The sequence below is a fragment of the Streptomyces sp. NPDC003027 genome, from assembly GCF_053591435.1.
Map to the genome: position 1 here is coordinate 12,303 of NZ_JBSFTU010000047.1, position 13,511 is coordinate 25,813.

Genomic DNA, 13,511 nt, shown 5'->3' on the forward strand with positions numbered 1-13,511 from the left:
GATGCGCCGGTGAGCCAGATCGTCGTCAAACGCCCGCCGAGGTCCCTTCCTCCGGAAGTACCCAGCGAGGAACTGGTCCTGGAGCCCCCGCCCGAACTGCCGCGGGGTCAGCAGGAGGGCATCCTGATGCAGCTCCTGCCGATGCTCGGCATGGGTTCGTCGGTGGTGTTCTTCTTCATGCCGGGCGCTCATCCGTTCATGCGCATCATGGGCATGCTGATGCTGGTGTCCACGGTCGCGATGCTCATCGCGCAGCTCGTGCGGTTCCGGAAGGGTACGCAGGGGCAAATTGCCGATGTCCGGCGCGACTATCTCAAATACCTCGCGCAGACCCGGCGTACGGTCCGGCGCACGGCGCGCAAGCAGCGTGACGCGCAGTTGTATCTGCACCCCTCGCCCGAGCAGTTGTGGTCCGTGGTGGCCGAGGGCTCGCGGGTGTGGGAACGCCGGGTCGGGGACAAGGACTTCGCCCAGGTGCGGATCGGGCTCGGTGCCCAGCAGCTGTCGACGCCGCTGGTGGCGCCGGACACGGCTCCGGTGGACGAGCTGGAGCCGCTGTGTGCGGGTGCGATGCAGCAGTTCCTCGCGGTGCACGGTTCGTTGGACGGGCTGCCCATGGCGGTCTCGATGCGCGCCTTCTACCACGTGACGGTCTCCGGTGAGCCGGAGGCGGCCCAGGCGGCGGCGCGGGGTCTGGTGGCCCAGTTGGTGACGCTGCACTCCCCCGAGGACATGATGGTCGCGGTGGTGGCGGCGCGGGGCGCGCAGGAGCGCTGGGACTGGACGAAGTGGCTGCCGCACACGCAGGTGCCGGGGCAGGTCGACGGGGCGGGCACGAAGCGCCTGTTCGGCGACGACCTCGGCGAGTTGGAGCAGATGATCCGCTCCCGGCTCGACGGGCGGCCGCGGTTCAGCCGGGACAACCAGCCGGTCCTCGACCAGCCGCACGTCGTCGTCGTCCTGGACGGTGGCATGGTGCCGCCGGACTCGCTGTTCGCGGCGCCGGAGGGCCTGCAGGGCGTGACGATCGTCGAGGTGGTCTCCGGTGAGCTCGACGAGCCGCGCGGCGGCCTGTCGGTGGTGGTACGGCCGGGGCGGCTGCGCCTGGAGTCGGGCGGCGGTTTCGCCTACGAGGGTGTGCCGGACGGGATCTCGCTGCCGGCCGCCGAGGCGCTGGCCCGGCAGCTCGCGCCGCTGCGGATGGGCGGCGGGGACGACGACGAACCGCTGCTCGCCAACCTGGACTTCACCGATCTGCTGAACCTGGGCGACGCGGGGTCGGTGGATGTGGCGCGGACCTGGCGGCCCCGGTCGGTGGCCGAGCGGCTGCGGGTGCCGATCGGTGTGGGCGAGGACGGCCAGCCGGTCATGCTGGACCTCAAGGAGGCCGCGCAGGAGGGCATGGGCCCGCACGGACTGTGCGTGGGCGCGACCGGTTCGGGCAAGTCGGAGCTGCTGCGGACGCTGGTCCTGGGTCTGGCGGTGACGCACTCCTCGGAGACGCTGAACTTCGTCCTGGCGGACTTCAAGGGCGGTGCGACCTTCGCGGGCATGTCGCAGATGCCGCACGTCGCGGCCGTCATCACCAACCTGGCCGACGACCTGACGCTGGTCGACCGCATGGGCGACGCGATCCGCGGTGAGCTCCAGCGCCGGCAGGAGCTGCTGCGCTCGGCGGGCAACTACGCCAACATCCACGACTACGAGAAGGCGCGCGCGGCCGGTGCGCCGCTGGAGCCGCTGGCCTCGCTGGTCCTGGTCATCGACGAGTTCTCCGAGCTGCTCACCGCCAAGCCGGACTTCATCGACATGTTCATCCAGATCGGCCGTATCGGCCGTTCGCTGGGTGTGCACCTGCTGCTGGCCTCGCAGCGCCTGGAGGAGGGCAAGCTCCGGGGCCTGGACACGTACCTGTCCTACCGGATCGGTCTGCGGACGTTCTCGGCGGCCGAGTCGCGTACGGCGATCGGCGTCCCGGACGCGTACCACCTGCCGTCGGTGCCGGGCTCGGGCTATCTGAAGTTCGGTACGGACGAGATGACCCGCTTCAAGGCGGCGTACGTCTCCGGTACGTACCGGACGGGCGGGCCGCGGCTGACGGCCGGGCAGTTGCCGATCGAGCGGCGGCCGGCGCTGTTCACGGCCTCGCCGGTGCCGGTGGTGTACGCGGCGCCGGACCCGGCGTATCTGACGGCGCAGCGTGAGGAGGAGGACGACGCCCTCGCGGACACCGTCCTGGACGTCATCGTGCGCCGGCTGGAGGGGCAGGGTGTGCCGGCCCACCAGGTGTGGCTGCCGCCGCTGGACCAGGCTCCCTCGCTCGACCAGCTCCTGCCGGGTCTCGCGCAGACGGCCGACCGCGGTCTGACGGCGACGGAGTACACCCGCCCGGGCGGTCTGACCGTGCCGCTGGGCCTCATCGACAAGCCCTTCGAGCAGCGGCGCGAGGTGCTGTACCGGGACTTCTCCGGCGCGGCGGGCCACATGATGGTGGTCGGCGGTCCGCAGTCGGGCAAGTCGACGCTGATGCGGACGCTGATCTCGTCGTTCGCGCTCACCCACACCCCGCGGGAAGTGCAGTTCTACGTACTGGACTTCGGTGGTGGCGGCATGGTGTCGCTGGCGGACCTGCCGCATGTCGGCGGGGTCGCGTCGCGGCTGGACCCGGAGCGGGTGCGCCGGACGGTCGCGGAGGTCCTGGGCGTGCTGAACCGGCGCGAGGAGTTCTTCCGGTCGCACTCCATCGACTCGATCGCCACCTACCGCCGCAAGCGGGCGGCGGGCGAACTGCCGGGCGAGGCCTGGGGCGACGTGTTCCTGGTGATCGACGGCTGGGGGGGGTTCCGGGGCGAGTACGAGGGGCTCGAAGCGGTGGTCTCGGACATCGCCGCGCGTGGCCTCGGGTACGGCATCCACATCGTCATCACGGCTGCCCGGTACATGGAGGTCCGTGCCGCCATCAAGGACCAGATGCTGAGCCGTCTGGAACTGCGCCTCGGTGACGTCATGGATTCGGAGTTCGACCGGAAGGTCGCGGCCAATGTGCCCACCGGGGTGCCCGGTCGTGGCCAGGTGCCGGAGAAGCTGCACTTCATGGGCGGACTGCCGCGGATCGACGGGTCGGGTTCCTCCGGCGACCTCGCGGAGGGAACGGCGGCGTTCGTACAGGCGGTGCGCAGTGGCTGGAACGGCCCGGCCGCCCCCGGCGTCCGGCTGCTGCCGCACAAGGTGCCCGCGGACCAGCTGCCGAAGGGCTTCGAGTTCCCGCAGCACGGTGTCGCGATCGGTATCGACGAGACCAGACTGGAGCCGGTGTTCGTCAACTTCGAGACGGACCCGTTCTTCCTGATCTTCGGTGAGAGCGAGTCCGGCAAGACGAATCTGCTGCGCCTGATCTCGAAGCAGATCGCGGAACGGTACTCCCCCGACGAGGCCAAGTTCGTCGTCGGCGACTACCGCCGGGCTCTGCTCGGCGCCCTGCCGGAGGAGCACCTCCTGGAGTACGCGCCGATGGCGAGCTCGATGCAGATGCACATGGAGGCCCTGGCGGGCGTCTTCGCGCGCCGCCAGCCGCCGCAGGACGTGACCCCGCAGCAGCTGCGGGACCGCAGCTGGTGGTCGGGGCCACAGGTCTTCATCGTCGTGGACGACTACGACCTCGTGGCGACGAGCGCCGGCAACCCGCTGGCGGCGCTGGCGGAGTACTTGCCCTTCGCCCGGGACACCGGCATCCGCTTCATCATCGCGCGTAACACGGCGGGTGCCTCCCGCTCCATGTACGAGGGGTTCATGCAGCGCATCAAGGAGCTCGGCGCGCAGGGCGTGGTTCTGTCGGGCGACCCGAACGAGGGCGATCTGCTCGGCAACGCGCGGCCGCGGCCGATGCCGGCGGGGCGTGGGTACTTCGTGGGGCGCAGGGGCGGTATGTCTCTGGTGCAAACCGGACGCATGCCGGGGTTGTGACGAAGCCGGTCAGGTTGTCGACGGACATGAGGTGGTTGATGGACGTGGGCACTTCGAAACTGCAAACATCGCCGTAATCCAGCAAGGGGGAAGCAATGTCGTTCCAGGACGAGTGGGCACAGGAGAAGAGTGCCGCGATCGAGCGTCAGTCGTCGAGCATGCAGCTCAACCAGGTCTCCGCCGAGAACGGCGGTGGCGGGCCGAGTAATCCGGACCTGGCGACCACGCCCGCGAGGAAGAAGAAGGCTGCCAACACCATCGAGAACAATATCCAGCCGGACACCAAGGCGGCCGCCGACGCGGCCGACGAGCCCACCACCGCCGCAGTGGCCGAGTTCAAGGGCTGGGACACGGCGGCCGGCCTGAAGAAGGCCCATGAACACTGGGACAGTCAGGTGAAGCGCCTCATGGCGCGGCTCGACTCGGAGAAGGTCGCACTGCGGAACACGTCGACGCTGTTCAGCAACAACGACATCGTGACGGGGGCGGGCTTCGCCCCGGCAAAGTCCAAGGTTTCGGGAATCTAGGGGGAGACGCGGTGCCTACGTACCAGGAGATCATGCAGATCTCCTTGCCCAAGCTGAACAGCGCCGCCGACGGCTGGAAGAGCATGGCGGAGAAGTTCAAGAAGGTCGAGGACCTGTACGCGAAGGAGGTCCAGAGCATCGCGGCGGGAGGGCCGCTCTGGACGGGTCACAGCCAGGCCGTCGGCCTGAACAACTTCAACATCACCCGGAACGAGCTGGCGGCCGCGCAGAAGGAAGCGCTGGCGATGGAGTCGTTGCTCCGGGACGCCCACAACACGTTCACGGAGCTCAAGGGCCGGGTGAAGGCGGCCGTGGACGAGGCCGTCGCCGCAGGTATGAAGGTCTCTGAGTCCGGCAGCGCGAGCTACGACTTCAGCAAGGTCAGCGCCAAGGAGGCGTACACCATCCGCCACGACCCCGACCTCCGCGAGGTCGAGATGTCGTACACGCGAAAGATCGGGGACGCGGTCAAGGCGGTCAATGAGTTCGACGCGGACGTCAAGGTTGCCCTGCTGAACGCGTCGGGGGCCGACGGCACGGCGCCGCTGGGCTTCAACTCCAAGCCCGTGGGCGACGTGGAGGCCGTCGAGGCGCTGGCGCTCTCGGAGAAGGTCCGGGAGGGCAAGGCGTCGAGGCAGGAGCTAGAGCACTACCGGGACCTGCTGAAGGAGAACTCCGGCGACAAGCGCTTCAGTGAGGCGTACCTGCACGCGCTGGGGGCCAAGGACACGCTGGCCATCGCGGACGCGATGAACCTGGCCGCGAACGAGCGGGGCGTCTCGGACGCGGACAGGAAGTTCTACAACTCGATCAACACCGGCCTGGCGGACACGATCGCCAGCGGTACGAAGGACCCGAACGGCTATGCGTACAAGCCGTTCGTGGAGGGCCTGAAGAGCCTCGGCGACAAAGACGTCACCGGCGGCCAGGTCCCGACGCAGGGCTACCAGGTCCTCGTCACCCTGATGAACCAGGGGAACCCGGACGGCTACGGCAAGGAGTTCCTCAACGATCTCGGTCACCACATGATCGAGATCGAGAAGAAGGACCCCGACAACTGGCTGCACTTCAACGACGTCAAGCGTCCCAACGTCGCCGCCGACCCGCTGGACGGCCTGCTCAACATCATGAGCAAGGACCCCGCGGACGCGGAGTACTTCCTGGACCCGAAGGCTCCGGGGAACGAGAACGAGCACCTGAAGTTCCTCCTCACGGAGCGGGAGTGGCCGAAGGAGGGGCTGAACAACATCTACGGGCCGCCCCAGTTCATGGACGACCCGGCGAGGGCCACGGGCCTCGGGAACGCCATCCAGGCGGCGGCGACGGGCCACGAGCCGGGCGAGAAGCCGGGTCCGGTCGGCGCGCACACCGAGGGCCAGGCGCGGGTGATGCACCACTCCGTCCAGTACCTCGACTCCAAGCTGGAGGAGGGCAAGTTCCCCCCGGACCTGGCGAACCTCGAGAAGCCGATGGCGCACGCCCTCGCGGACTACGTCAACGACACCCATGTGATCCTCAACGGCGAGAACGACGAGTACGGCCTCAGCAAGGGCAGGGAGACCAGCTTCGGAACCGGCGACAACGCGCACATGGCCGTGTCGCAGGGAAGCCTCATACGCGTCATGCGGGGAGTCGCCGAGGACGGGGACTCCTTCGCCCTCCTCTACGAAGCGGAACGCGCGTACTCCGCCAAGCAGCTCGACGAGCTCCGCGACTTCGAGGGTGACCCGAGGGACGGTCAGAGCTCCGACTGGGATCACACGGCGAAGCATGTCGGAGGTGCACTGGGTGCCCTCAACGGAATCGGCGCCGATGTCTACATTGACAAGAAGGACGACAGGATCGAGTGGGCCGAGACGACCGCGGAGTACTCGGCGAACGGCGTCAACAGTGTCGTGGGTGAGATTCCGTTCGCGGGTTCGGCCGCGGGCGCCATTGTCGACACCGCCAAGTACGAGTGGGTCAAGGACATCACCGACGCCGCCGAGGAACAGGCCAAGAAGGATTCCAGCGACAACTACACGTCCGGCAAGGACGGCACGACCGACCTTGTGAACGCCTGGGGGAAGAAGGAAGGAATTTTCGATAATGGTCCGCACAAGTCCGCGAGGGACGCTGCGAGCGGTGGCTACGAGGACGGACGCAGCGCCGCGGCGGCTCATCTGGGCAACTGACCGTGCTGGGGCCCTCACCCGCTCCGCGGCCGCGGTGGCGCTCGCGCTGGTCGCGGTCTCCTGCGGTTCTGGAGACTCCGGCTCCCAGGTCGAGGGAGTGTGCGGCCCGAGCGCCGACTCCGCGGCCGGAAAGGCGCTGCGCCAGGTACTGGGGACGGACGACTTCACGGCCGAGGCAACCATGTCGGACGAAAACTTCGCGGAGAAGTTCAAGAAGGACCTGAAGGAATGGCGGGGCGGCCCGGACTCGACCTCGCCCTCCTTCCTCTGCAAGTACCTGCCCGACGGCAGTGACGAGCGCGTCGTCCTGAGCTTCGCGTGGTCTCCCGCCGAGCAGCCGGTGAAGGTGCGCGCGGAGGGCGGCAAGGTCTACGACGTGAGCGGTGCCTTGGGGTCGGCGGGGCACCTGGCCGCAGAGCTCTACACACCGTGCACGCTGGGCGGCGGGCTAGGCGAGCCGTCACGCAAGGCCGTTCTCCGCGCGGATGCCACGCTTACGGTCGATCGCGGCAAAAACGTGGACCAGCGGAGGGAGTCGTCCGAACTCTCCTTCCTCTATCTCATGACGCGCGAGGTCACGGAGGCCCTGGACTGTCAGAACGAGCCGCTGGCGAAGGAGCCCGTGGTGAAGCCGTACTCCGCGACGCGTTGAGAGGGATCATGCATCACATGAAGCGCCGAGTCGCCGCAGCGGCCGGCATCACCGTCCTGTCTACCCTGGTCGGCTGTGGAAGCGGCGGGCCCGATACAGGCGGGTCCCTGAGCCTGGACCGGAGCATCACGCTCGCGGAGGAGACCGGGAAGGATGGGGCCAACAGTTGCCCGCTGCCGTACGACGTCGGCAAGGCGGCGGAGGCGGCCGAGCTGGACGAGACCATTGAGCCGGGCGCGGCGGGCGCGGAAGCGGACGAGCCGGTGGCGACCGCCGAGGGCGGGAGGAGGACGGATCCGCAGTCACCGTGGGCGGGCAAGGCCGGTGCGTGGATCACGTGCTCGTACCACGTGGGCGGGGAGGATCTGGATATCCACACCGCCGGTACGGAAGCGGGGAGCGCGGTCAACTTCCTGCTGCCCACAACGCAGCACGCCAGCGGCATGAGCGTCGAGGAGCTGAAGTCCTACCACGAGAAGACCGCGAAGGCGAAGCCCGGAGAGGCGGTGCCGAGCAAGGGCGGGAACGTCGTCACGGTCCGGCTCGACTCCGGCGGCAAGGGCGATGTGGCCCTGCTGCTGACCGTCGGCGAGTCTGACAAGAGCACGCTGAAGCCGGAGCAGGTCCTGGAGCTCGCACGGACCTTCGCCACACAGGCGAAGTGAATCTGTCGATTCCGTCTGACAGATGACCCGTCCGGCCCGATCATTGACCTGCGACGACGTTCCACCCGCACAAAGGAGCAGAGCCTGATGGGCACTCAGCAGGAGAAGGACGAGCTGTACGCGCTCGACATCAGCGATGTCGAGTGGCACGGCGCCCCCGGCACGAGCCCGGACGAGGAGCGCGTGGAAATCGCGTACCTCCCGGGCGGAGCTGTGGCGATGCGGTCCTCTCTCGACCCCGGCACCGTCCTGCGGTACACCGAGGCTGAGTGGACCGCATTTGTCCTGGGTGCCAAAGATGGTGAGTTCGACCTGAAGTGACTCAGGTCGAGTACATGCGAAGGGGCCCGTACCGCAAAGAACGGGCCCCTTCTTCGGCTTCTGGCCTCGGGCGAATCGGGGTCAGTAGCCCTCGGTGAACAGCCGCGACGCCTTGACGTCCGTGGCGCGGTAGCTGTCCTTGCCCGACTCAATCTGCTTGGCGACCATTTCGAGCCGGTTCTTCATGTCCTCGGCGCGCTTCTTGTACTTGCCCTGGAGGATCACGTACTGCTGGTGTGCCTCACCGTCCCAGGTGTCGGTGACGACCCGGAGGGCGGCGTTCATCTCCTCAAGGTCCTTGACGATGTTCTGAGAGACGACCCGGAGGCGGTTCGCCATCTCCTGGACGCTCTCGTACTTGACTTTGGTGTTCTGATCGATGCCGGACATCGTGCTCTCCTCGGATTCAGACGTTGTTCAGCGCGGAGTTGTTGGCCTTGAGGGTCTGGTACACCTCAAAGTCGTTGGCGGCGCTGAGGTTCTTCGTTTCGTTCACCGCGTTGAGCAGCACGTTGAGCAGCCGACGGATGGTGTCGTGGTCCTCGTTGAGGGCCGACTGGGCCGTCTTGAAGCCCGCCGCGCCGGCACCCGTCCAGCCCGCATGGACCGTCTCAAGGATGTTGGCCATCTCGCGGGCCTGCTTGGAGACCTCTTCACCGGTCTGCATGATCTTGTTCTTGGCCTGGGTTACCGGGTCCTCGGCAAGTCCGAACCCACCTGCGGGGCTGGTCATGTGATGCTCCTCGTTGTCGGAAAGGTGCTTGTGCGCATAGCTCGTGGCTACGCTCTCCTGTTGCGTCTGCCTACCGCCACGACGACGCCGATGACGGCGACGACCGCGACTGCACTCGCGGCGATGCCCCAGAGCGGGAATCCGCTCTCTTCGGGCCGGGCTGCCGACTCGGGCTTCTTCGGTTCCTGAGGCTGCCCGTTGCCGCTTGCCCCCGTGCTGCCAGGAGAGGGGGAAGTCTGAGGTGTGGGTGACTGGTTCTTCTTCTGTGCGGCGAGCAGCGGATTGACGTTGGGGTCACCCGGGTTGCCCTTGCCTTCCAGGAGGATCTGGGCGGGGCGGATGGAGCCGTACCCGATGTACTTGCTCGGAACGGCGCCGACGTGGCCAGCGGTCTCCATCATGACGCGGAGGACCTGGTTGGCGGTCCAGTCGGGGTGGGCGGACCAGATGAGGGCGGCGGCGCCGGAGGCGATGGCGGTGGCGTGGCTGGTGCCCTTGAAAGCGCAGTACTTCGTCTTGTCGTCGGTGCAACGGCCTGGCATCTCGACACCTGGGGCTGCGAGGGCGAGGTGAGAGCCATAGGTGGAGAAGTCGGCAACCTTGCCCTTGGTGTCGAGCGCGCCGACAGCGATCACTCCGGGAATCGATGCCGGGTAACTGGGGATCTCGAGCCCCTCGTTCCCTGAAGCTGCGAAAACCAAGGCCCCCTTCTTGTGGGCGTAGTCCACGGCCTCCCGCCAACCTCGATTTTCGTCCTCGTCGGCGGGGCCACCCGAGGAGATGTTGATCACTCGAGCGCCATTGTTCACGGCATAGCGGATGCCCTTGATTGTTGGCTCAGACCCGAAGAAGGCGTAGTCACCCGTCTTCACCGGAAGGATCTTCGCGGCCGGGGCAATACCCTTCACGCCGCCGTTGGCCCCACTGCCCGCAATGGTGATGGCCATGTTGGTGCCATGGCGATCGTCGTCTCGTTCGTCGATACGGCCCTCCCCTCCCCCCGCGTCGTAGAAGTTGCGGCCCGGCAGCACCTTCCCGCGGAGTTCCGACACCGTCGAATCAACTCCGCTGTCGAGCACGGCGACGGTGATCCCCTTGCCCGTGGCCACCTCCCACAGCTGGTCCGCCTTCATCGCGTCCAGGTACCACTGGCGCGCACGCATGTCGTCCGCGTGCGCAGCAGGCGCCGCGACGGTCCACGTCGCGACGACGGCGGCCATGGCGCCGAGCAGGCCGACCGCGCGGCTGCGGATGACGCGGGCAATCGGGGACATCAGCGGGTGACTCCTAGTCGATGACGGGCGGGACGATCTGGCGCTGGCCCGTGGCCCACGTCTCCTCATCCTCGGTCACATAATCTGGGCGAGGACGGGAGGCACGCCGCTCCTCCTGACCCGGCTCGGTCGAGCCCGGCGGACGAACCAGTCCGGTGCCGCCAGGGGTGAACGCCGGGCGTCCACTGGCACCGGACGCAGTAGGAGCACCTACGGTTCCGCCCGGCTGCGTGGCCAGTCGTCGGCCCGCCGCGCCGCCCGTGCCCCCGCCCGGTGCTCCCTGCATGCCGGCACCAGCGCCGGGCATTCCGGCCGCGCCACGACCGAACTGGCCACCGCGCTCCTCGCCGACGACGGTACCCATGGGAAGTCGAGGCCCCTGGCCGGTCATGGTCGGTCGGCCAGGCACCTGACGACCGCCGGTGATGCCCTCCGCGCGGGGCGGAGCGCCAAGGGGATTGGGCCCCGTCAAGCCCGTGCGAGCAGGGCCCGGCAGGCCTGGGGTGGCCGTGCGAGGCAAGCCAGCGTTCGAGTGAGGGCCGAACGGCTGAGCAAGGGGCGGCAGGGGAACAACCGGCGGGCCGCCCGTCGTCACCGGTGGCGCCGTGGGCGGCTGAACGGTGGGACGGGCCGGAGCCTCCGGTGTGATGGTCACGGAGTCTAGGTTCGTGTTCACCTCGGTCTCCGGCGGCGCTACAGGCGGGGTGGGAGGCAGGATCACCGGGTCGGGGAATTCGTCGGTACGGACAGGAGACGGCTTGTCGGCGCTCCGGAGGGTCGACTGTTCGGCGTGTGCCGCGCGCGTCCCGGAGGAAGTCGAGGAACTCTCGCTGCTCCCGCTCCCCGGGCCGTACGCACGTTCACCCGCGTCCCAGCTGGCTTTGACCGGCTTGAACTCCGGCTCCCGCTCCGTCGTCATCCGCTCCCGCGAAGCGTCGTAGTACGACGACAGCCGCTCCATCTGCTGGATCGCTTCCTGGAGCTTGGGGCCCGACTCCGACTCGATACGGGCCTTCTCCTTCTCCGGGTCCGCGAAGCACATCCCCGCTGGCTTCGGCACCGCTGCCTTCGCCTCAGCCAGCGCCTGGCCGGCTCGCTCCATCTCGTTGGCGACGACTTTCGTGTAGTCACCGAGAACCAGCGTTTCGGAGACCATCCCGGCACCCCAGGTACGGAAGGCGTTGGCTCCCTCGCCTTCCCACTGCACGCGGCTGATGTAGAGCCGCAGGTCCGCGGCGATGTCGAGGATCTTCGGCACCGCCGCCGCCAGCGCCGCGCCGGTGGTCGTGAGTTCCTCCGGCTTGGCGGACGCGATCATCGCGTACAGGGCGTCCAGGGACTTCCCCTCGAACTCTCCTGCCATGTTGCTGCAACTCCCCCGTTAGCTGAATCCGCCGGAATCGCCGGTGCCACCCGCGCCCTTCGCAGGCTGCTCCGGCTTCTTGGCGGTGCCCTGACCGCCGTCGCCGTTCCGCTCGTTGTACTCGTCCTGGGTGCGCTTCTGGATCTCCGCGAAGCGCTGGCGCTCCTCTTCGTCCACACCCGTGTAGCCCTTGTCGGCGATGTTGGCCGCGATGCCCATCGCCTCGATCGTCTCGCCGAACGTCCTCGTCAGCTCTTCGAGCCGGGTGTGCACCTTCTCGTACGCCGTGTGCAGTTCGGTCGCCGCGGAGAAGCCCGTGCCGTACGACGCCGCCGTGACCTTCTGCTCGCCGATCTTCTTGTGCTCGGCGGGCGAGCCCTTCAGTTCCTCGACGAGCTTCTGCATGCGCGCGTAGAAGCTCTGGAGAGTGACCTCTCCGATTTCCAGGCCCTGCTTGCCACTGCCCCCGTCCGGTCCTGCCACTTCATTTCCCCCTCGCCACGCTCGCGAACTCGGTCACCACTCTAGCCATTTGGTACGACAGTTCCAACTGCAAAGTCGTGTTCAGCAACCAGCTCACCGGGCGGCTCCGTGGCGGCGCCTGCTGTCACGGATCACGGTGGCGGTCCCGGCGACCACCGCCACCAGCACACCACCGATGCCGAGGGCATAGGTGGCGAGTCGTTCGGTGCGCTCCTGCGGCGTCTCGGTCAGCGCCAGGTGGGCCGGTTCGGGCGCGGGCGGCTTGGGCGGGCCCGGGTCCGGCGTGGGGGCGTTCTGCGGTACGGCTCCGTCGGCGAGCGCCCTGACCGGGTCGACGACGCCCCAACCCACGTGGTTGTCGCGGCCGTTGACGGACCGCACGGCGGTCTGCTCGATACGGGCGACGATCTGGGCGGGGGTCCAGTCGGGGTACTTGGCCCGGAGCAGGGCCGCGACCCCGGAGACGTACGGGGCGGAGAAGCTGGTGCCGTTGTCGACGCACTGGCCGCCGCCGGGGACGGTGGAGACCATGTCGACGCCGGGCGCCGCGACGCCCACGAAGGTGCCGGACTGGGAGAACACGGCCCGTTCGTTGTTGCGGTCGGAGGAGGCGACGGCGAGCACGCCGGGGAAGGCCGCGGGGTAGGTGTTCTTGAGCTTGCCGTCCATGCCGTCGTTGCCGGCCGAGGCGACGACGACGACCTTCGCCTTCAGCGCGCGGGCCACGGCTCTGCCCATCGCCGAGTCGGGGCTCAGCGGCTGGGTGGTGTCCTGCGAGATGTTGATGACGTGGGCGCCCTTGGCGACGGCGTGGTCGATCGCCTGCGCCATGGTGTCGGACTTGCCGCTGTTCTTCTCGTCGTTCTGGCGGATCGGGATGATCGTGGCCTCGGGGGCCAGGCCGACGAAGCCGGTGCCGGGGCGGGGCCGGGCGGCGATGATGCCGGCCACCTTGGTGCCGTGGCCGACCAGATCGACCGTGCCGTCGGTCTTGCCGCGCTGTTCGTCGCCGGGGCCCGGGTTGTTCTTGTCGGGCTTCAGATAGTCCTTGCCGGCCTTGGCGTCCACCGCGGTCTTCAGCTGGGGGTTGACGTCGTCGACTCCCGTGTCGATGACCGCGACCCGGATTCCCTTGCCCTTGGTGTCCTGCCAGAGCTCGTCGAGGAGGACCCGCTGGAGCGACCAGGGGATGCCCTCGATCTGCTTCTTCATGGGGAAGGTGCACTCGCCGCTGCCGTCGAGGGACGGCTCCCGCGGTTCCCCGGCCGCGACGGCGGCCGGCGGGGCGGCGAGCAGGCCCGTCAGGACGGTGGCGGTGAGGAGGGCCGCCGTTCGGTACGTCACCGGTGCCACCCC

At 68.3% G+C, this 13,511-nt stretch carries 12 protein-coding genes; 6 read left to right on the plus strand and 6 right to left on the minus strand.

What is annotated here, in order from left to right; all coding sequences use genetic code 11:
- Window positions 1–9 precede the first annotated feature (9 nt).
- From eccCa to ACWDX6_RS26240, 6 genes are all read left to right on the plus strand, one after another.
- Window positions 10–3,963, plus strand: coding sequence for a type VII secretion protein EccCa (eccCa, locus tag ACWDX6_RS26215; RefSeq protein WP_451487341.1), 3,954 nt, complete (start codon window positions 10–12; stop codon window positions 3,961–3,963).
- Between the two features lie 95 nt (window positions 3,964–4,058).
- Complete coding sequence (locus ACWDX6_RS26220; protein WP_451487342.1) at window positions 4,059–4,490, plus strand: hypothetical protein; 432 nt, start codon at window positions 4,059–4,061, stop codon at window positions 4,488–4,490.
- 11 nt (window positions 4,491–4,501) lie between these two features.
- Entirely contained in the window at window positions 4,502–6,664 is a 2,163-nt protein-coding gene (locus tag ACWDX6_RS26225) for a hypothetical protein (protein WP_451487343.1), read from the plus strand.
- 34 nt (window positions 6,665–6,698) lie between these two features.
- Window positions 6,699–7,316 (plus strand): hypothetical protein, encoded by a 618-nt coding sequence (locus ACWDX6_RS26230; RefSeq protein ID WP_451487344.1) that lies wholly within the window; start codon window positions 6,699–6,701, stop codon window positions 7,314–7,316.
- 17 nt (window positions 7,317–7,333) lie between these two features.
- On the plus strand, window positions 7,334–7,981 hold the full coding sequence (locus tag ACWDX6_RS26235; RefSeq protein WP_451487345.1) for a hypothetical protein: 648 nt from the start codon (window positions 7,334–7,336) through the stop codon (window positions 7,979–7,981).
- Between the two features lie 87 nt (window positions 7,982–8,068).
- Complete coding sequence (locus ACWDX6_RS26240; RefSeq protein ID WP_451487346.1) at window positions 8,069–8,302, plus strand: DUF397 domain-containing protein; 234 nt, start codon at window positions 8,069–8,071, stop codon at window positions 8,300–8,302.
- A gap of 81 nt (window positions 8,303–8,383) precedes the next feature.
- Here the strand turns inward: ACWDX6_RS26240 and ACWDX6_RS26245 are convergent, their stop codons facing one another.
- The 6 genes from ACWDX6_RS26245 to mycP all read right to left on the minus strand — a co-directional run bounded on the left by ACWDX6_RS26245 (window position 8,384) and on the right by mycP (window position 13,499).
- A complete protein-coding gene (locus ACWDX6_RS26245; protein WP_451487347.1) occupies window positions 8,384–8,692 on the minus strand; it encodes a WXG100 family type VII secretion target in 309 nt (102 codons plus the stop codon).
- Between the two features lie 16 nt (window positions 8,693–8,708).
- Window positions 8,709–9,035: a WXG100 family type VII secretion target gene (locus ACWDX6_RS26250; protein WP_451487348.1), complete on the minus strand. Its 327-nt coding sequence runs from the start codon at window positions 9,033–9,035 to the stop codon at window positions 8,709–8,711.
- 47 nt (window positions 9,036–9,082) lie between these two features.
- Entirely contained in the window at window positions 9,083–10,309 is a 1,227-nt protein-coding gene (locus ACWDX6_RS26255) for a S8 family serine peptidase (RefSeq protein WP_451487349.1), read from the minus strand.
- 13 nt (window positions 10,310–10,322) lie between these two features.
- The gene (locus tag ACWDX6_RS26260; protein ID WP_451487350.1) at window positions 10,323–11,627 is read right to left on the minus strand and encodes a hypothetical protein; all 1,305 of its coding nucleotides are present in this window, start codon (window positions 11,625–11,627) and stop codon (window positions 10,323–10,325) included.
- A gap of 63 nt (window positions 11,628–11,690) precedes the next feature.
- Entirely contained in the window at window positions 11,691–12,155 is a 465-nt protein-coding gene (locus tag ACWDX6_RS26265) for a hypothetical protein (protein WP_451487351.1), read from the minus strand.
- Between the two features lie 93 nt (window positions 12,156–12,248).
- Window positions 12,249–13,499 (minus strand): type VII secretion-associated serine protease mycosin, encoded by a 1,251-nt coding sequence (gene mycP / locus ACWDX6_RS26270; protein WP_451487352.1) that lies wholly within the window; start codon window positions 13,497–13,499, stop codon window positions 12,249–12,251.
- Window positions 13,500–13,511: the final 12 nt, after the last annotated feature.